The 19,006-nt window shown below is 68.1% G+C and carries 13 protein-coding genes and 1 pseudogene; 7 read left to right on the top strand and 7 right to left on the bottom strand.

Annotated elements, in window-relative coordinates; translation table 11 throughout:
• Positions 1–191: 191 nt before the first annotated feature.
• Genes BQ7355_RS08700 through BQ7355_RS08710 form a run of 3 tightly spaced genes read left to right on the top strand, consistent with a single transcriptional unit; the run spans position 192 to position 4,489 of the window.
• Positions 192–893: an ABC transporter ATP-binding protein gene (locus tag BQ7355_RS08700; protein ID WP_072415817.1), complete on the top strand. Its 702-nt coding sequence runs from the start codon at positions 192–194 to the stop codon at positions 891–893.
• A gap of 5 nt (positions 894–898) precedes the next feature.
• Entirely contained in the window at positions 899–3,724 is a 2,826-nt protein-coding gene (locus tag BQ7355_RS08705) for an ABC transporter permease (RefSeq protein WP_240307368.1), read from the top strand.
• A 3-nt stretch (positions 3,725–3,727) separates the two neighbouring features.
• Positions 3,728–4,489, top strand: a complete 762-nt coding sequence (locus tag BQ7355_RS08710) for a glycosyltransferase (RefSeq protein WP_083581677.1) — start codon at positions 3,728–3,730, stop codon at positions 4,487–4,489.
• Positions 4,490–4,572: 83 nt separating this feature from the next.
• On the opposite strand, the gene BQ7355_RS08715 is transcribed toward BQ7355_RS08710, so the two are convergent.
• From BQ7355_RS08715 to BQ7355_RS08730, 4 genes are all read right to left on the bottom strand, one after another.
• Positions 4,573–5,259 (bottom strand): hypothetical protein, encoded by a 687-nt coding sequence (locus BQ7355_RS08715; protein ID WP_072415819.1) that lies wholly within the window; start codon positions 5,257–5,259, stop codon positions 4,573–4,575.
• 109 nt (positions 5,260–5,368) lie between these two features.
• Positions 5,369–6,229, bottom strand: coding sequence for a DegV family protein (locus BQ7355_RS08720; protein ID WP_072415820.1), 861 nt, complete (start codon positions 6,227–6,229; stop codon positions 5,369–5,371).
• A gap of 248 nt (positions 6,230–6,477) precedes the next feature.
• On the bottom strand, positions 6,478–7,503 hold the full coding sequence (locus tag BQ7355_RS08725) for an aspartate-semialdehyde dehydrogenase (RefSeq protein ID WP_072415821.1): 1,026 nt from the start codon (positions 7,501–7,503) through the stop codon (positions 6,478–6,480).
• A 191-nt stretch (positions 7,504–7,694) separates the two neighbouring features.
• Complete coding sequence (locus tag BQ7355_RS08730; RefSeq protein ID WP_072415988.1) at positions 7,695–9,059, bottom strand: aspartate kinase; 1,365 nt, start codon at positions 9,057–9,059, stop codon at positions 7,695–7,697.
• 306 nt (positions 9,060–9,365) lie between these two features.
• Here BQ7355_RS08730 and thrC point away from each other — a divergent pair, with 306 nt between their 5' ends.
• Together thrC and thrB are read left to right on the top strand one after the other, a co-directional pair.
• On the top strand, positions 9,366–10,880 hold the full coding sequence (thrC, locus tag BQ7355_RS08735) for a threonine synthase (protein WP_072415822.1): 1,515 nt from the start codon (positions 9,366–9,368) through the stop codon (positions 10,878–10,880).
• 134 nt (positions 10,881–11,014) lie between these two features.
• Complete coding sequence (gene thrB / locus BQ7355_RS08740) at positions 11,015–11,896, top strand: homoserine kinase (protein ID WP_072415823.1); 882 nt, start codon at positions 11,015–11,017, stop codon at positions 11,894–11,896.
• 213 nt (positions 11,897–12,109) lie between these two features.
• Here thrB and gatB read toward each other — a convergent pair whose 3' ends face one another.
• From gatB to gatC, 3 genes are read right to left on the bottom strand one after another with little or no spacing between them, the layout of a single operon-like run.
• Positions 12,110–13,795 (bottom strand): Asp-tRNA(Asn)/Glu-tRNA(Gln) amidotransferase subunit GatB, encoded by a 1,686-nt coding sequence (gene gatB, locus BQ7355_RS08745; protein WP_072415824.1) that lies wholly within the window; start codon positions 13,793–13,795, stop codon positions 12,110–12,112.
• Entirely contained in the window at positions 13,792–15,309 is a 1,518-nt protein-coding gene (gene gatA, locus BQ7355_RS08750) for an Asp-tRNA(Asn)/Glu-tRNA(Gln) amidotransferase subunit GatA (RefSeq protein ID WP_072415825.1), read from the bottom strand. Before gatA ends, gatB begins: the two co-directional genes overlap by 4 nt.
• Positions 15,309–15,620: an Asp-tRNA(Asn)/Glu-tRNA(Gln) amidotransferase subunit GatC gene (gatC, locus tag BQ7355_RS08755; protein ID WP_072415826.1), complete on the bottom strand. Its 312-nt coding sequence runs from the start codon at positions 15,618–15,620 to the stop codon at positions 15,309–15,311. The genes gatA and gatC overlap by 1 nt, the downstream gene beginning before the upstream one ends.
• A gap of 366 nt (positions 15,621–15,986) precedes the next feature.
• On the opposite strand from gatC, the pseudogene BQ7355_RS08760 reads away from it, so the two are divergent.
• Both BQ7355_RS08760 and BQ7355_RS08765 read left to right on the top strand, forming a co-directional pair.
• A pseudogene (locus BQ7355_RS08760) lies at positions 15,987–17,017 on the top strand (IS110 family RNA-guided transposase).
• Positions 17,018–18,083: 1,066 nt separating this feature from the next.
• Positions 18,084–18,788 (top strand): helix-turn-helix transcriptional regulator, encoded by a 705-nt coding sequence (locus BQ7355_RS08765; RefSeq protein WP_072415827.1) that lies wholly within the window; start codon positions 18,084–18,086, stop codon positions 18,786–18,788.
• Positions 18,789–19,006 lie beyond the last annotated feature (218 nt).

Below are 19,006 nucleotides of genomic sequence, written 5' to 3' on the forward strand. Positions count from 1 at the left end.
GTCGGGGCGCGCCAATGGGGACGCACCCTTTTGGCGCGCGCCTCGCGCACGGCCTCCCCGCGCCGGCCGGGGATAGCGGAAGCGCCAAAGGGATACGCCCCCATCGGCGCGCCGGATAGCGCGACCGGGCGCAGCGTTTTGGGCATAATAGGGGAATACGCAGAAGCGACGAAGGGACGGCGCGTCACCTCATGGCATACATCGAGTTCAAGGACGTCATCAAGGCCTACGGTTCGGGCGGCGGCGAGATCCACGCCCTCGACGGGGCGAGCTTCACGGTCGAGCGCGGCGAGCTCGCGGTGGTCCTCGGCGCCTCGGGCGCCGGGAAGACCACCGCCCTCAACATCCTCGGCGGCATGGACACCGCGACCTCCGGCGCCGTCACCGTGGGCGGCCGCGAGATCTCCGCCGCCGGCGAGGCCGAGCTCGTCGACTACCGACGCGCCGACGTGGGGTTCGTCTTCCAGTTCTACAACCTCGTGCCCAACCTCACCGCGCTCGAGAACGTCGAGCTCGCGGCGCAGATCTGCCCCGACTCGTTCGACGCCGCCGAAACGCTCGCCAAGGTGGGCCTCGCCGACCGCCAGGACAACTTCCCGGCCCAGCTCTCCGGCGGCGAGCAGCAGCGCGTCTCCATCGCCCGCGCGCTCGCGAAGAACCCCAAGCTCCTTTTGTGCGACGAGCCCACCGGCGCGCTGGACTACCAGACCGGCAAGCAGATCCTCAAGCTTTTGCAGGACACCTGCCGCACCGAGGGCATCACCGTGGTCATCATCACCCACAACTCGGCCCTCGCCCCCATGGCCGACCGCCTCATCCGCTTCAAGAGCGGCCGCGTCGTGTCCGAGGACGTCAATCCCGCGCCCACGCCGGTCGAGCAGATCGAATGGTAGACGCCATGGACACCCCGAACGACCGCATCGACGGCGCCCCGGCCTCCCTCGACGGCTCCACCCGGCACCCCGAAGGCGCCTTCGGCACGACCGGCCAGGAAAGCGGACAGGGCGAGCCCCGGACGCCGAGCTTCCTTACGCGCGACGTCGCCTGGTGGGAGGTCAGCGAACCGCAGAACCTCAACACGCCCGCGTTCCGGCGGGGCATCGTCCGGACCATCCGGGGCAGCAAGAAGCGCTTCCTCTCCATCGCCGTGATCGTGATGCTCGGCACCACGATGCTCATCGGCCTCAACGCCGGCTGCGAGGACCTGCGCGACTCCGCGGACGTCTACTTCGACCGCCAGAACCTCTACGACATCTCCGTCCAGTCGACGCTCGGCCTCACGGGAGACGACCTCGAGGCAGTCCGCGACGTCGAGGGCGTCGAGGTCGCCGAGGGAATCTACAGCGAGACCGCCTACACCACGCTCGGTTCGCAACGCGAGCGCGTCGAGGTCACGTCCCTATCCAAGGAGGACATCGACCAGCCCGTCCTCGTCGAAGGCGACCTGCCCGAGGCGAACGACGAGGTCGCCGTCACGCAGAAGTACCTCAACGACGCGGGCAAGCGCATCGGCGACACGGTGACCTTCTCGGCGCGCGGCGGCTCCAACCCTGACGCCGCGGAAGTGTTTCTCCAACAGGAGTACACCATCACGGGCGTGGTGAAAGACCCCATCGACATCTTGGCGGAAACCACGACCAACGCCTTCCGCGCCACGGCGAGCTCCGATTACGGCTTCTACGTCACGAAGGGCGCGACGGCGCAGGACGTCTACACCGCCATCCGCGTGCGCGTGGCGGGCGCAGAGGACAAGGACTGCTACACGCGCGCCTACACCGACCTTGTGGACGCGGTCGCCCAGGATATCGAGGCCATGCGCGACGAGCGCGAGGAGGCGCGCGAGCACGAGCTCACCGTCGAGGCGGCCGAGCAGATCGATGCGCTCGAGCGGGGCGCTGAGGTCTCCTTCCAGATGGAGGAGGACCGTATCGCGCGCATGCCGGCAGGATCCGCAGAGCGCATCGAAGCAGAAGCCGAGCTCGCTCGCCAGCGCGAGCAGGTGGCCGCGCAGGCGGCCGATGCCCGCGAGCAGATCGCCGGCGTAGAGGGCGCCACCTGGTACATCCAGGACCGCACGAGCATCTCGAGCTTCGCGAGCGTGGATTCCGACACGTCCTCGATCGAATCCATCGCGACGATCTTCCCGCTCATCTTCTTCGTGGTCGCCGTCCTCATCAGCCTCACCACCGCCACGCGCATGGTCGAGGAGGAGCGCACGCTCATAGGCCTGTACAAGGCGCTCGGCTACGCGCGGCGGCGCATCCTGTCCAAGTACGTGCGCTACGTGCTGTACGCCTGCCTCGCGGGCGGTGCCGTCGGCTGCCTTCTGGGCTTCGTCGCCCTGCCGGAGTTCCTGTTCACGGTGTTCCGCGCCATGTACGACCTGCCTGCCTGGAACCTCGGCTTCGACGGATTGCGCGCCCTGTTCGCCGTGGGGCTGTTCGCCGCCGGCACCGTGGGCGCGACCGTGCTCGCATGCCGCCAGGAACTCGCCGAGACGCCCGCGTCGCTCATGCGCCCCCGCGCACCGCGCACGGGCGCACGCATCCTGCTCGAGCGCATCCGCCCGATCTGGCGTCACCTGGGCTTCCTCAACAAGGTGACCGCGCGAAACCTGTTCCGCTACAAGAAGCGCGCCCTCATGACCATCATCGGCGTCGCCGGCTGCACCGCGCTCGTCATCTGCGGCTTCGGCATACGCGACACGGTCACCTCGCTTTCCGCCAAGCAGTACGGATCGGTCACCAAGGCGGACCTCACCGCCGTGTCCACCCCCGCCGATTTCGCAAGCGCCCGCGAGACGCTGCACGAACGCGCCGAGGGCGAGGGGCTCACGATCGAAAGCGAGCTTCCGGTCTACATCGACAGCGTGACCCTCGAGCACGGCGACGCATCCGAGACGGTGCAGCTCATCGCCGTCGACGACGCGCGGGCAGACGAGCTTTCCGACTACATCGGCACCGTCGACGAGGGCGGAACCGGGCTCTCCGTGTCGGACGGCGCCCTCATCACCAAAAACGCGGCGCAGGTGCTCGGCTTCGGTGCGGGCGACACGGTCCGCATGCAGGACTCCGCGCTGGATGCCGGCGATGTGCAGGTCGCCGGCATCCCCGTCGCCTACCTGGGCAACACGGTCATGCTCACCAAGACCGCCTACCGCGATGCTTTCGGCAAGGACGCTCCCGACAACGCCCTGCTGGCCGACCTTTCGGGAAACCCCTCCCTGCAGATTGCGCTCGGGGAGGCCTCCGCGGACGACGGCTGGCTTTCCGTCACGAGCACGCGCGCGCTCGAACGCGACTTCGAGAAGAACTTCACCGTCGTCAACTCCGTCGTGGCGCTCATCACCGTGATGGCGGCTGCCCTTTCGTTCGTCGTGGTGTTCACCCTTTCCAGCACCAACATCTCGGAACGCGAGCGCGAGCTTGCCACCATCAAGGTGCTCGGCTTCCGCGCCGGCGAGGTCCACACGTACGTGAACAAGGAGACGCTCATCCTCACGGCCATCGGCGCGCTGGCGGGCGTGCCGCTCGGGGCCGTCCTCGCCGAGAGCTTCACCTACATCCTGCAGCTCCCCTCGCTCTACTTCGACGTGCAGGTCGAGCCGCTCACCTACGTGTACGCCGTCGCGCTCGCCTTCGCCTTCACGATCATCGTCAACCTGGCCACCAACCGCTCGCTCGACCGCATAGACATGGTCGGCGCACTCAAGAGCGCCGAATAGCCCATGGAAGACGCGATGACGGCCGGTGCGCACACCGCCTCGAAGGCGGAACGCGACCTCACCCTGGTGCTGCCCGCCTACAACGAGGAGCGCGACCTCGAGCGCGGCTGCCTGCTCGCGCTGGACGCCCTGCGCGCCCTCGCCAGCGAGCGCCCGGGCATGCGCTGGCTGCTCGTCGTGGCGAGCAACGGATCCACCGACGCCACCCCGCGCATCGCCGAGCGCCTCGAGCGGCGCTACCCCGGCGAGGTGCGGGCGCTCGTCATCGAGCGGGCCGGCCGCGGCGGCGCGCTCAAGCGGGCATGGAAGACCTTCCCGGCACACGTCCTCGCCTACTCCGACGTCGACCTCTCCTGCGACATCGCGCAGCTGGGCGCACTCGTGGACCCCGTGCTGGAGGGACGGACCGACATCGCGTTCGGCTCGCGTCTCGCCCCGGGCGCCCGCACGCAGCGCCGCGCGGGGCGCGAGGCCATCTCGCGCATCTACAACGCACTGCTCCAGCGCTATCTGCACGTGGGGTTCCGCGATGCGCAATGCGGCTTCAAGGCCGTGAGCGCCCGCGTCGCGCGCAAGGTCGTGCCCGCCGTCGCCGACGACGGGTGGTTTTTCGACACCGAGCTGCTCGTGCGTGCCGAGCGGTCCGGCCTGCGCCTGCACGAGCTGCCCGCGCGCTGGCGCGAGGACCCGCGCAGCAGCGTGCGCATCCTGCGGACCGCGCTCGCCGACCTGGCCGGCATGCGACGCCTGCGCAGCGAGCTGTAGGACATGGGCGCGTCGTCAGCGCTCTACCCAACACGCCTCGGCGCGAACCTCGCCTTTGGATCCGTCACGATAGGAATCGGACATCATCCACGCGCATCGCCACACGACAGCCTGCGCGCCCGCTCAATAAAGAACTCAGGGTTGATCTCGCCACCCGCGGTCTCACGGCATGCAACGGAGCATTGGACGCCCAAACCGGCCAAGTCCCCAGTGCCGCAGCGGTCGATTGCGCCTCGGACAACGTCGTCAAACGCGTCCACATCGCATGGGACTGGAACCCCGCCCCCCAAGGTGCGCAGCAACCCGTCCGCCGGCAGACTGCGCCACAGGCTCCCATGGCCAACGATATCGACGCCCTCCGCCGAACGCACGGCGTCATCGAAGGCCTCGATACCCAAATCGCCTCGATGGATCAGACCGCATCGATCCACATCTACGGCAACGACGCTCGCGGCCGGAGAGACCATGGCGCAGAGCGCATACTCCCCCATTACCTCGTAGGGAGCAGAGCCGCGCCAAACCCTGATGGCGCGAGCGCGCGCCACCTGGTCGCAAAACGATTCCCATGCACAAACGAAATCGTCGGGCAGCTCGATGCCCATGGACTGCAGGGCAGCGCATCTGCCGGCGGCGGTCCAATCGGAAAGAACGCCGAGCGTAAGGTCCTCATGCCATACGGCCACAGCCCCGACCGGCGCCCCGCACGCCCTGCACATATGCAGACATGCGGAGACGCTCGAATCGAAGCAGACTTCCAACGATGCAGTCATACGTCCTCCCCGGCTGCCCAGCCCATGTCGGCACCAGCCATCGAAAGCAAGCATGGACCACGTGGCACCCATCGAAACCGATACACATCGCACAGGGCCGACGCGTCCCCTACGCCCGCTTGAGCAGGATCGCGCCGAAGGCGGTAGGGCCGCAATGGCTGGAGATGACGCCACCCACCTGGGTCCACGTGACATCCTCGAAGCCCAGCTCGCGCGCATAGGCGGCCATGTCGTGGCGCAGCTCGTCGGACAGGCCCACGGAGTAGGCCAGGCCCACCCAGGAGTAATCGATATCGCCGTGCGAGACCATGTGGTCGAGGAACGCCTTGGACGCCTTGAGCATCGAACCGCGAAACTTCTTGGTCGCCACGAAGGTGCCGCCGGTCACCTCGATGCACGGCTTGATCTTGAGCAGGTGCGCACCAAGAAACGCCATGTTCGACAGGCGGCCCCCGGCCTTGAGGAAGGCGAGGTCCGTGGGCACGAAGCCCAGCAGGACGCGCTCGGAGGCGCGCTCGGCGAACGTGAGGACCTCCTCCACTGTGGCATCCGGGTTGGCCTCGATGAACTTGGCCGTCTCCTGCGCGATCCAGGATTGCCCCACCGACACGAACTTGGTGTCGATCGAATGCACGTAGTCGCGGCCCTCGGCGGCGATGAGCGCGGATTGATAGGAGCACGTGGTGGCGGCGGAGTACGCGAGGTGGATGATCTGCGCCCCGGGCTGCTCGGCGTGGATACGGTCGAAGACGTCGGCGAAGTCCGCCGGCGAGCACCCGCTCGTCTTGGGCAGGACGCCCATCTCGTTGCAGCGGGAATAGATCTCCAGCGGCGAGATGGAACCGTCGTCGAGGACCTCGTCCCCGATGGTGACGTGCATGGGGACGCGCACGATGCCGTATCGCTCGCACAGGTCGGGAGTAACGTCCGAACCCGATTCGACCACGATCACGTACTGTGCCACTACCATCACGACCAATCTGGAATCAAGGCGCGCAGCGCCGAGGTGAAAAAGCGGGCCTCAGATCTCGCGCCCGCTAACTGGCATGATTGTACACACTTTTACGTGATGTGTGGGATTACTCCACACCATCGCGCTCGATGCGGAAGAGAGCACGCCCCAGACAGAAAAGGCCCTTCCCGCCTGTAGCGGAAAGGGCCGGAGGATGGATCGAACGGGTCCGATCGGTGCGCCGGGGCGGCGTGGGCCGCGGGCCGCTACTCGGTCAGCAGCTTGGCTATCTGGACGGCGTTGGTCGCCGCGCCCTTGCGGATCTGGTCACCGCAGCACCAGAAGGTGATGCCGCGCAGGGCCTCGGGGTTGGAGATGTCGCGGCGCACGCGGCCCACCCAGATGAGGTCCTGGTCGGACGTATCGAGCGGCATGGGCCAGCGGTCGTGCGCACTGGCGGCCTCGAGGTCGTCCACGAGCTTGACGCCCGGCGCGGCGGCGAGCGCCTCGCGGGCCCCATCGAGCGTGATGTCGCGCTCGAACTCCAGCGTCACGCTCTCGGAGTGGGAACGCGGCACGGGAACGCGGACACAGGTGCAGTTCACGCGCAGCTCCGGCAGGTGCATGATCTTGCGACCCTCGTTTTGCATCTTCATCTCCTCGGAGGTGAAGCCCTCGAACTTCTCGCCACCGATCTGCGGGATGAGGTTGCTCGCCAGCTGAGCGGTGAACGCGCGGGGCTCGGGCATCTCCTCGCCGCGGCCCATGGCGCCGATCTGCGCCTCGAGCTCCAGCATGCCCGGCATGCCGGCGCCGGAGGCGGCCTGGTAGGTGGAGACGATCATGCGCGTCACGCCGGCGAGCTTATGCAGCGGCCAGGTGGGAACGAGACCGATGATGGTAGCGCAGTTGGGGTTGGCGATGATGCCGTGATGGCCCTTGACGTCCTCAGCATTGATCTCGGGGATGACGAGCGGCACGTCCTCGTCCAGGCGGAAGGCGTGCGAGTTGTCCACCACCACGGCGCCGCGCTTGACGGCCTCCGGGTAGAGGGCCTTCGCGACATCATCCTCTGCGGCGCCGAGCACGATGTCCACGCCGTCGAACGCCTCGGGCACGGCCACCTCGACCGTGACGTCGCCCCAGGGCGTCGCGATGACCTTGCCCGCCGAGCGCGGGCTGGCCAGCAGCTTGAGCGCACCGACCGGGAAGTCCTGCTCCTTCAGGCATGCAAGCATCTGCGTGCCCACGGCACCCGTCGCGCCGACGATGGCGACTGTATACTGCTTCATGGTTGTTCCCCCTTACGGGACGCTGCACGAACTCCTCCGCGGACGATCCCGGCGGCTGGCGCATGCGAACGGATAGAAAACGAGTGGACGGCTGGCTTCAAGAACCCCGGCAGCCTCCAGAGCGTGCCATAAGGGACGCACCCTTATGGCACGCCGGCCATGGCGCAGGCGGCCGGAGCGAGCGAGGCGGCTTAGAACGGCGCCGCCACCGGCTCGAGGTCCGACGTCCTCACGATGCCGCTCTCGTCGGAGAAGGCATGGTAGATGGTCTTGATGGCCAAATCGAAGTCCTTCTCCTCCACGCCGACGATGATGTTGATCTCGTCGCAGCCCTGGGTGATCATGCGGACGCTCACGCCCTCCTGGCCGAGCATGCCGAACAGGTGACCGGAGACGCCGGGACGCCCGCGCAGGTTGCGGCCGACGGTGGCGATAAGCGCCAGATCCTCGACGACCTCGATCTCGAGCGGCTCGACCTCTTTCTTGATGTCGGCGATCAGCGACCACAGGGAGTCCTTGACGTCGGCGGCCTGGACGACCGCGGCGAACTGGTCGACGCCGGTGGGCATGTGCTCGACGGAGACGCCGTAGCGCTCGAAGACGGACAGCGCGCGGCGCATGAAGCCGATGCGGCTCTTGGTGCGGTCGCGCGAGACGTTGATGGCGATGAACCCGCGCTTGCCCGCGATGCCGGTGATGATGGGCTCGGAATCGCCTTCCTTCGCGGTCTCGGAGATGACGGTGCCGGGATCCTGGGGCGCGTTGGTGTTCTTGATGACCAGCGGGATGCCGGCGTCGCGCACGGGGAAGACAGCCTCCTCGTGCAGCACGGAGGCTCCCATGTAGGAGAGCTCGCGCAGCTCCTCGTAGGTGATGCGGGGGATGGGCTGCGCGCCCTCGACGATGCGGGGGTCGGCGGACAAAAAGCCCGAGACGTCCGTCCAGTTCTCGTACAGGTCGGCTTCGAGGCACTGGGCCAGGATGGATCCGGAGATGTCGCCGCCGCCGCGGTCGAGCAGCTTGACCTGACCTTCCCGCGTCGCGCCGTAGAAGCCGGGCATCACGAAGCCGCCCTCGCGGGCGTTCTCGCGCACCAGCTCGGCAGTGCGCTTCATGGAGAGGGTGCCGTCGTGATGGAAGGCGACCATGTCGACGGCGTCGATGAACGGCAGGCCCAGGTACTCGGCCATGAGGCGGGCGGTGAAGTACTCGCCGCGGCTCACGAGCTCCTCGGTGGTGTAGCCGCCCGAGCGGGCGCGCTCGGCGAAAGCGGCGAACTCCTCGCGAATGGGGTAGGAAAGACCGAGCTCGTCGGCGATGTCGAAATAACGTTGGCCGATGTCGGCGAGCAGATCCTCGCAAGACACATGGTAGTTGACGTGCGCATCGACCAGGTAGAGCAGGTCGGTCACCTTGGCGTCGCCGGAGAAGCGACGGCCGCACGCGGACACCACCACGAAACGGCGCGCGGGGTCCGCATCGACGATGGCCTTGATTTTCTTAAACTGCTCGGCGGATGCGACGGACGAGCCGCCGAACTTTGCGATCTTGATCATGCGCGCTGCATACCTTCCCTGCGTATCGATCATCTGGCACTAGCCCGGCCCTGCGGGCGTGCGGCCCCACTCGAAAGCTGGCCCCGTGCAAGCCGGTCCGTTCCCGCAGGAGCCGCTTTAGTACGAGCAAGTGTACCTGAGGACGTGCGACGGGGCGCCGAGCATGACGGCATTGTTTCGAAACCGAGAACATGCTGTGGACGCTGCTTGGACGGACAGGGCAAACACGCAGAGCGCACATTCGTCCACGGCGGCTCTGCTACGATAAAGCAACGAATACCGCCTGCACCATGAGGAGCTGCCGATATGGGAATCTACCATAGCACACGTTCTCGTTCGCTCGCCTACACCGCCAAGGAGGCCATCCGCCGCGGCATCGCCCCGGACGGCGGTCTGTTCGTCAGCGACGAGCTCGGCGATGTGCAGGTGCCCCTCGACGGGCTGGCGGACAAGGGCTATCTCGAGCTCGCGCGCGAGGTCCTGGGCGCCCTGCTCACCGATTATTCCGCCGACGAGATCGCCGCCTGCGTGACCGAGGCGTACGAGGGCACGTTCGCGAGCGACGAGGTGACCCCCGTGGTCGCGCTCGACGGTTCGGGCATCTCCTCCGACGGCGCGCCCGCGTCCGTGCTCGAGCTCTGGCACGGGCCCACGAGCGCCTTCAAGGACGTGGCGCTCCAGATGCTCCCCCGCCTGATGGCGCGCACGAGCGCCGACGACGAGGGCGCGGCCGAGAAGATCATGATCGTCACCGCCACCTCCGGCGACACGGGCAAGGCCGCCCTCGCGGGCTTCGCCGACGCGCCGGGGTGCGGCATCACCGTCTTCTACCCGGAGGGCAAGGTGAGCCGCGTCCAGGAGCTCCAGATGAGCACCCAGGAGGGCGGCAACGTGTCCGTGTGCGCCGTGCGCGGCAACTTCGATGACGCCCAGAGCGCCGTGAAGCGCATCTTCGGCGACGCCGCCCTCGCCGGGCGCCTGGCCGCCGAGGGCGTCCAGCTCTCCAGCGCCAACTCGATCAACGTCGGCCGCCTGGTGCCGCAGGTCGTGTACTACTTCGCCGCCTACGCCCAGCTGCTGCGCGCCGGCTCGATCGCAGCCGGCGACGCCGTCGAGTTCTGCGTGCCCACCGGCAACTTCGGCGACATCCTCGCCGGCTACTACGCCAAGCGCCTGGGCCTGCCCGTTGCCAAGCTCATCGTAGCGAGCGATGCGAACAACGTGCTCTACGACTTCCTCACCACGGGAACCTACGACCGCGAGCGCCCCTTCTTCACGACCACCTCGCCCTCCATGGACATCCTCGTGTCCTCCAACCTCGAGCGTATGCTCTACTACCTGTCCGACGGCGACTGCGAGCTCGTGGCCGACCTGATGGGCAAGCTCGCCTCAGAGGGCTCCTACACCCTTCCCGCCGGTCTGCTCGCGCGCATCCAGGAACTCTTCGGATGCGGTTGGGCGAGCGAGGACGAGGTTGCCGCGGCCATCAAGGACTGCTGGGACGCGTGCGGCTACCTCATCGATCCGCATACCGCCTGCGGCTACCACGTGATGCGCGAAGCGCCGGCGGCCGAGGGCGCCCGCGCGCGCGTGCTGCTCTCCACCGCCAGCCCGTATAAGTTCCCGCGCGTCGTCGCCGAATCGCTCGGACTCACCTGCCCGGACGACGACTTCGCCTGCATGGACGTGCTCGAGCGGGCCACCGGCACCTGCGCGCCCGCGCAGCTCGCCGAGCTGCAGGAGAAGCCCGTGCTGCACGACGCCGTGGTCGGCGTCGACGACATGGGCGCCTTCGTGGAGGCGGCCGCCGCGAAGCTGTAGCCGCCGGCCGTGCCAAAAGGGACGTACCCTAATGGCACGGCTAAACGTTCGGCGCGCCGTTAGGGTACGTCCCTTTTGGCACGCGCCTGCGCCCGCTCCCAGCAGCCGATCCAGCACCCCTCAGGAGGCCCCGCATGATCAAGATCACCGTCCCCGCGACCAGTGCCAACCTCGGCATCGGCTACGACACGCTCGGCATGGCCGTCTCGCTGTACTCGCACTTCACGTTCGAGCGCGCCGAGACGCTGCAGATCACCGGCTGTCCCGAGGAGTTCCAAAACGAGGGCAACCTCGTGTACGTCTCGTTCGTCGATGCGCTGCGCGAGTGGGGCGAGGAGCCCTTCCCCGTGAAGCTCGACATCTCCACCGAGGTGCCCGTGGCGCGCGGGCTCGGATCCAGCTCCACCTGCGTGGTCGCCGGCATCATGGCGGCCGCGGCGCTCACCGGCCACACCGTCGACCGCGCCGAGCTCGTGCGCATCGCCACCGCCGTGGAGGGTCACCCCGACAACGTCGCACCCGCCATCCTGGGCGGCGCCGTGTGCTCGTTCACGCCCGAGGGCGGACTCCCCCGCTGCCTGCGCTACGACGTGAGCGACCGCCTGCGCTTCATCACCGTGATCCCGCCCTACGAGGTGCATACGAGCGAGGCGCGCAAGGTCGTTCCGCAGGAGGTCCCCCTGTCCAGCGCCGTATGGCAGATGGGTCGCATCGCAGGCATGACGCGCGGCCTGGAGACCGGCGACCTCGGCCTGATCGCCGACGCCAACGACGACCGCCTGCAGGAGCCCTACCGCCGTGCGCTCATCCCCGATTACGACGCGATCCGCGCGACCTGCCTGGACGGCGGCGCGGGCACGCTGTGGATCTCTGGATCCGGATCGACCCTCATGGCCGTCACGGACGACACCATCGTGGCGAAGTTCCTCCAGGTTCGCCTGCGCGAGGCGTTCCCCGCCTGCGAGACGCACATCCTCACCTGCGACACGGAAGGCGCCCAGATCGAGTATCTGTAGCGAGGAGTGGGGCCGAGGCGGCGACGCGCCAGGATCGCTCGACGCACCGCAATCAACGTTCGCGGACAGGGACCCGCGACGACCCCGTTAGCGGTATCGTCGCGGGTCCCTGCTATTCACGGCACGGATGACCAGGAAGGCCCCCGCGCACAGCGGGGCGCCCTCCTGGTCATCTTCATCCCGACGCGCGCGGCGGGCGCCACAGGCGCCTCGCTACGACAGGCTCGCGCGCAGCAGTTCGTTGAAGAGCTTGGGGTTGCCCGTGCCCCGGCTCGCCTTCATGCACTGGCCCACCAGAAAGCCGATGACCTTCTGGTTGCCGTCGCGGTACTGCTGGGCCTGATCGGGGCAGTTGGCGAGCACCTCGTCGACGATCGGCTGCAGGGCGCCGGCATCGCTCACCTGGCGCATGCCGCGGGCGTCCACGATCGCCTCCGGGTCCTCGCCCGTCTCGGCCATGGCCCCGAAGACCTCGTGGGCCTGGTTGCTCGAGATCGCGTCGGAGGCGAGCAGCCTGGCGAGCGACGCGACCTGCGCCGGCGCGATCCCGCTTGCGGCGAGGTCGGCGCCCGACGCCTTGAGGAAGCCCGTGAGCTCGTTGACGATGAGGTTCGCCACCGTCTGGGCCTCCTTGCCGGAGCGGCCCGCGGCAGCGCGCTCGAAGAACGCCGCCATGTCGGGATCGCCGGCGAGCTGTTCGGCGTCGGCCCGCTTGATGCCGAAATCGGCCTCGAAGCGATCGCGCTTCGCATCGGGCAGCTCGGGGATCTCGGCCCGGCAGCGCTCGATGAACTCGTCCGTGAGGTCGAACGGGGCCAGGTCGGGATCGGGGAACAGGCGGTAGTCGTCGGCCGTCTCCTTCACGCGCATCACCTGGGTGCGCTTGCGGCTCGGCTCCCAATGGCGCGTCTCCTGGTAGATGGTGCCGCCCTCCTCGAGGACCTCGGCCTGGCGGCAGATCTCGTAGGCCAAGCCGTCGTGCAGCGCCTTGAAGCTGTTGAGGTTCTTGAGCTCCGTCTTGGTGCCGAGACTCGTCTCGCCGCGGCGGCGCAGGCTGACGTTGCCGTCGCAGCGCATGGAGCCGTGCTCCATCGAGCAGTCGGAGATGCCGAGCGTGAGGAAGATGCGGCGGAGCTTCTCCATGAAGAGGCGCGCCTCCTCGGGCGTGCGCAGGTCGGGCTCGGTGACGAGCTCGATGAGCGGCGTGCCGCAGCGGTTGTAGTCCACGAGGCTCTCGGCAGCGCCGCCGATGCGGCCCTCCTCGCCGCCCACATGCACCATCTTGGCAGCATCCTCCTCCATATGGATGCGCAGGATGCGAATGGGCACGGTGTAGCTGCCGTCCTCGTGGAGCTCCGGCACGGCGAGGCCCGCCGTGTCGTAGCCGCTCATGGCGGAAAGCGCACCGACCGCCGCGCGGCCCTCGGCCATCTGCTTGTTCATGGCAGTCGAGAGGCCCTCGGCGTTGGCGCTCGCCGAGGCGAGGCTCTCCGCCTCCGCCGCGCCGAACGCGCACGCGGGACGCTCGGCGGCGCCGCGGCCGGTGACCTCGAGGTCGAGGCGGCCGTGCATGGCGAAGGCGACGGGGCCCTGGGTGGTCTGGAAGTTCTTCGCCATGTCCGGATAGAAATAGTGCTTCCGGTAGAACATGGAGCGCTTCTGGATCTGGCAGTTCGTGGCGATGCCGGCCTTCACGATGCTCTCGATGGCGCGCTTGTTGGGGACCGGCAGGGCGCCGGGCAGGCCCAGGCACACCGGGCACACGTTGGCGTTCGGCTCGTCATCATGGCTGAGCTTGCAGCCGCAGAACATCTTGGTGTCGAGCGCGGTGAGCTCGGTGTGGATCTCCAGGCCGATAACGGCCTCCCAGTCCTTCAGGACCTCCGCGAGCTCCTTCATGCGAGCTCACCTCCCTTCCCTGCGAAGGCGGGCGCGACGGCGCCCGCGGCGGCGCCGGCCACCTCGTCCTCACGCCCGCGCTCCACGGCACGGGCGAACGTCAAAAGGTCACGGTCGGCGAACGCCGGGCCCACCAGCTGCGCCGCCACGGGCAGGCCGGAATCGGCCCCGAGGCCGAGCGGAACGGAAACGCCGCCGTTACCTGCGATGTTGATCGAGATGGTGTACAGGTCGGACAGGTACATCTGCGTCGGATCGGAGATCTCGCCGTGCTTGAACGCGGTGCGCGGGCAGGCGGGCATGAGGATGGCGTCGACCTTCTCGTAGGCAGATGCGTAATCGGCCGTGATGAGGGTGCGTGCCTTCTGCGCCGCATAGTAGTACGTGTCGTACACGCCGCTCGAGAGCAGGTAGGCGCCGAGCATCTGGCGGCGCTTGGCCTCCGCGCCGAAACCGTGCGCACGGCTCTTCGCGCTCTGGGCGGCGAGGTTGGAGCAGCCGGGCTCCTGATAGCCGTAGCGGATGCCGTCGAAGCGCGCGAGGTTGGAGAATGCCTCGGCGGGGCCGATCACGTAATACGCGGCGATGGCGGCATCGAGGTGCGGCAGGTCGACCTCGACGAGCTCGGCGCCCTGGTCGGCCAGGGTGCGGGCCGCGGACTCCACGGCGGCGCGCACCTCGGGCGTCAGGCCCTCGGCCTCCATGAGCGCGGGGACGATGCCCACGCGACGGCCCTCGACCGGGTCGTCGAGATGGGCGAGGAAATCCTGCGCGCAATCCCGGCTCGTGCCGTCCTGCGGGTCGCGACCGGCGGCGGTGAGCGCCTGCATGGCCAAGGCGACGTCCTCGACGGTACGGCCGAAGGGCCCGACCTGGTCGAGCGAGCTGCCGAAGGCGACGACGCCGTAGCGCGAGACCGCGCCGTACGTGGGCTTCATGCCCACGACGCCGCAGAGCGCCGCCGGCTGGCGGATCGATCCGCCCGTATCGGAACCGAGGGAGAGCGCGACCTCGCCCGCGGCGACTGCGGCAGCCGATCCGCCCGAGGACCCTCCAGGGACGCGTTCGAGGTCCCACGGGTTGTTGGTCGGGTGGAAGGCGGAGCTGTCCGTGGAGGAGCCGAACGCGAACTCGTCCATGTTGGCCTTGCCCATGGGGATGCAGCCCGCGTCGAGCATGCGCTGCACGCACGTGGCGGTATAGGGAGACTCATAGCCCTCGAGCATGCGGGATGCGCAGGTGGTGCGCGTGCCGATGAGGTTCATGTTGTCCTTGATGGCAAGCGGGACGCCGGCTAGGGGCCCAAGCGGGGCGCCCGCGGCGCGCGCAGAGTCCACCGCGTCCGCAGCGGCGAGCGCGAGCTCGGAAGTCACCTGCAGAAACGCCTGGACCTGCGGCTCGCGCGCCGCGATGGCGGCGAGCGATGCCTCGGCGACCTCGCGGGCGGTGAAGTCCCCGGCGGAGACGCCGGCGGCGATACGGGACGCCGTGAGCGAATCGAGGAAGGCAGCCACTACCGATCGCCCTCCTCTCCCAGGATCGAGGGGACGCGGAAATAGCGCTCGCTCACCGACGCCGCGTTGCCGAGCGCATGAGGGAGGTCGAGGGAACGGGCCGCCTCCTCCTCGTCCGAGCGCATCACGTTCGCCAGGTCGCCGATGGGATGAAACGTGGGCTCGATGTCGGGCACGTCGTAGGCGAGCACCGGCTCCAGCATCTGCACGGCGTCGTTCAGGTAATCGGTCATCTCCGTGAGCTCGTCGTCCGCGAGCGCAATACGAGCATAGTCCGCGATGCCGCGGACGTCTTCCCGGCTCAAGGCCATGGGCGCTCCTTTCTGCACGCCGCGCGCCACGAAGCCCTGAGAGCCGCGGACGCGGGGCACGTTCAGTCGAATGCCCACCATTATACGCAAGGCCGGGCGCTGCACCGCGATGCAGCGCCCGGCCCGCCAAAACGAAACAAGCCGGACCGACGAACCCCTCGCCTTAGCCCCGCTCAAGACGATATGAGTTGAACATTGGGAGCCCCTCCCCTTGTAGCTCTATCGTGGGTCGGGCGACAATGGTCGTAACACCAACCGTGGCCGCGCGCCACATGCGACGGAGAGGGGCCCGCCATGTTCGATTATGTCACAGCCATCGGTCTCGACGTCCACGCGAGGAGCATCTCCGCATGCGCCTTCGACCCCATGACCGGCGAGGTGACCCGGGCCAGGTTCGGCTACGACCCGGCGTCGGTCGCCGAGTGGGTCCTGGGGTTCGAGTCGCCCAAGGCGGTGTACGAGAGCGGCCCGACCGGCTTCCACCTGTGCCGCGCCCTGCGCGCCCTCGGCCCCGACTGCGCCGCGGGCGCCGTCTCCAAGATGCACCGGCCCGCGGCCGACCGGGGCCGCAAGAACGACCGGCGCGACGCCGAGTGGCTGGCCAGGCTCCTCGCCTGCCGCAACGTCGTCGAGGCGTGGGTGCCCGATGACCGCACCGAGGCCGCCCGGGACCTCTCCCGCGCGCTCGAGGACGCCCGCGACGACCTGCAGCGCGCCAGGCAGCGCATGTCCAAGTTCCTGCTCAGGCACGGCCTGGTGTTCGACGAGACGACGCCGGCCGGGCGCCGCAGGTCGAACTGGACCGAGGCGTACTGGAGGTGGGCGAGGTCGATCGAGTTCGGCGAGGCCGACGACGCGGCCGCCTACGAGCACTACATGGACGCCGTGGAGCGCTGCGCCGAGGCCAAGAGGGAGCTCGAGCGCAAGGTGGAGGAGGCCGCCGCGCGCCCCGGGTGGGCGCCTGTCGTCGACGCGCTCTGCCTGGTGAAGGGCATCGACGTCGCGAGTGCCTTCCTGCTCGCCGCCGAGGCCGGCGACTTCTCGAGGTTCCCGACCGCGCCGTCGTTCGCCTCGTGGTGCGGCCTGGCCCCCCGGAGCGCTCGAGCGGCGAGACGGAGTCGCGCGGCGGGATCACCCGCGCCGGTAACGGCCACGTCCGGCGCGCGCTGGTCGAGGCGCCCTGGCACGTCCCGATGTCGACGAGGCACCCCAAGAAGCCGAGGCCGGGCCACGGGGTCGCGCCGGCCGTGTCGAGGCACGCCGCGAAGTGCAACCGCCGCCTGCAGGACAGGCGGGACGCCATGTCCCAGGCGGGGAAGAGGCCGTGCGTGGCGAACTGCGCGACGGCCCGCGAGATGGCCTGCTGGGTCTGGGCGATAGCGCTCATGGCCCGGTAGCTCCCGCGGTGAGATAGGAGTCCGACCCCGGGGGCTCGCCGCGCTCGAGGCCGTTGGGAGGCCGTTCCAGTTCCTTTTTTGGGCAGCGGGAGACCGCCACGCCCGCCTCAAGACTGCGATCGAGCCGGAGGCCCCCAGCCGTAGCAACGAAATGCGGTTCCGACCCGCGGATATTAGAGTGCCGAACGTGCGTCGAGCAGACACGCCCCCCAAGCGGCGCGTCCCCCGGGTGAAGATGGATGGGTCCTGCCGTCCGCGGTGGCTCCGCGGGGGGCAGGGCCTTTTTGCCTCTTGACAATGTTCAACTCATATTAAAAGGGGACAGGCACCAAATTGAGCAGACGCGGTCCAAGACCTCGTCTGGGTTTGCGGAACGGTTACGCCCCCAACTGGAAGATTTGCAGCACGACTGCCCCCGATAGGCGTTCCCCATTAATAATTGGAGACGGAAGCGACCCGGCTCTCCACAGTCCCAGGCCTCAAAAAAGTGCCTATCCCCTTTTTGAGAGGCGGAACCGGGCTTCGGCATAAGAAAGGCGGGGCCTTCGCCCCGCCTGCATATCAGAACTTTGGAATCACCTTGAACCCGAATCGAAGTGGTACGACCGGATCAACTTGTGGGCCCGTCCGCGTTTCCATCAACGGCCTCATCCGATGCTCGTCGGAAAACGTTGGGCGAGTCCGCTCGCCCCAGATGTTACAAGACCTCGGTCTCGCAGGCGACGGGCCCAAAAGCTGATATTTCTTCGTTGTTCATCGGACTCGCCTCCCTTGACGGTCGCTTGATTTCGGAGCGACGATTTCTGTGTCGACCTGATTGTCCCCGCAGAACGGGACCGCTATACCGACAATGCCAAGCTCCCGCGAACGGCAAGATTCGAGCGGCAAGCGGAAGGGACGCACCCCGATGAGCAGGACATGCGCACGTGCGGCCTTCTTCCGGGCTGCACGCGCGCCGCCGCACAGCCTAAATCGCCCCATGTAAGAGCCTTTTGACAGACGCCTCGCGCGCGAACACATACACTTTGATGCGAAATCGGAGGCATCCGCGACCGAAGGAGGAACCATGAGCGGATCGACAACCATAGGGGCGCGGATCCGCGAGCACCGCGAGGCGCTCGGCATGTCCCAAGACGAGCTCGCCCAGGCGTGCCACGTCTCGCGCCAGACCATCTCCTCGTGGGAGAACGGCAAGACCCTCCCCGATATCCAATCGCTCGCGCTGCTGGCGGGGATCTTCGACACGGGCCTCGAGGACCTCGCGGCAGCCGGAGGCGTCGAGGTGGCCAAGCGGGTCTCAGCCGACCGACGAGAGCTCAAGGTGCTCTGGGCAGCCGTCGCGGGCATCGCGCTGCTCTACCTTCCCATCGGAAGGCTGCTCGAAGCCACGCCGCATGACAACGATCTCGGCCTCGCCATCTATGTCCTATTCCTCATCGTGCTCGCCGCGGTGATCGTGCGCATGAGCCACCTCATGCGCAAGCACCATCTGGCTTCCGACCAAGAGCTTGCCGAGTACATGGTGGGCGATATCAAGAAGGGCTCGGCGGACCGCGCGGAGAAGGGCGGCTTCGCGGCGTTTTGCAGGCGCAACTACTTCCCCATCTCGATCGTCGTGGGCGTGCTCTTCTGGTTCGCCCTCGACGTGGTCTTCGAGATGAGTCGCTCCCTGCCCGCCACCATAGCCTTCGCCGTGGCCTGGATCGTCCTCGAGGTGCTGCTCGAGCCCTCCCATGAGATCCTGGACCGGCTCCGTGGCAAGAACCGCTAGGTAGGCGCAAGCTGGCGGCGCAGCGCAAAGAGTCCGGGCATGCCAAGAGGGTACGTCCCCTTTGGCATGCCCGGGCCAGTACTGCGTACCCAGAGGATGCGCCCCCGACGGCGCGCCCCTGAAGGCGCACCCGGGCGGCACTCGACGCGCGTCCGCCTCCCATGGAACGGGGCGCCGGCACCCTTGCGGATGTCGGCGCCCCCATTGCACGGTATCGT

Origin of the sequence: Collinsella phocaeensis (genome assembly GCF_900119895.1) — a bacterium.
Taxonomy (GTDB): Bacteria; Actinomycetota; Coriobacteriia; order Coriobacteriales; family Coriobacteriaceae; genus Collinsella; species Collinsella phocaeensis.

Coding starts and splice junctions, on each gene's coding strand:
- BQ7355_RS08710 (WP_083581677.1), top strand. CDS start 3,728: ATGGAAGACGCGATGACGGCCGGTGCGCACACCGCCTCGAAGGCGGAA.
- thrC (WP_072415822.1), top strand. CDS start 9,366: ATGGGAATCTACCATAGCACACGTTCTCGTTCGCTCGCCTACACCGCC.
- BQ7355_RS08705 (WP_240307368.1), top strand. CDS start 899: ATGGACACCCCGAACGACCGCATCGACGGCGCCCCGGCCTCCCTCGAC.
- BQ7355_RS08725 (WP_072415821.1), bottom strand. CDS start 7,503: ATGAAGCAGTATACAGTCGCCATCGTCGGCGCGACGGGTGCCGTGGGC.
- BQ7355_RS08730 (WP_072415988.1), bottom strand. CDS start 9,059: ATGATCAAGATCGCAAAGTTCGGCGGCTCGTCCGTCGCATCCGCCGAG.
- gatB (WP_072415824.1), bottom strand. CDS start 13,795: ATGAAGGAGCTCGCGGAGGTCCTGAAGGACTGGGAGGCCGTTATCGGC.
- gatC (WP_072415826.1), bottom strand. CDS start 15,620: ATGGCCTTGAGCCGGGAAGACGTCCGCGGCATCGCGGACTATGCTCGT.
- BQ7355_RS08765 (WP_072415827.1), top strand. CDS start 18,084: ATGAGCGGATCGACAACCATAGGGGCGCGGATCCGCGAGCACCGCGAG.
- BQ7355_RS08720 (WP_072415820.1), bottom strand. CDS start 6,229: ATGGTAGTGGCACAGTACGTGATCGTGGTCGAATCGGGTTCGGACGTT.
- BQ7355_RS08715 (WP_072415819.1), bottom strand. CDS start 5,259: ATGACTGCATCGTTGGAAGTCTGCTTCGATTCGAGCGTCTCCGCATGT.
- BQ7355_RS08700 (WP_072415817.1), top strand. CDS start 192: ATGGCATACATCGAGTTCAAGGACGTCATCAAGGCCTACGGTTCGGGC.
- thrB (WP_072415823.1), top strand. CDS start 11,015: ATGATCAAGATCACCGTCCCCGCGACCAGTGCCAACCTCGGCATCGGC.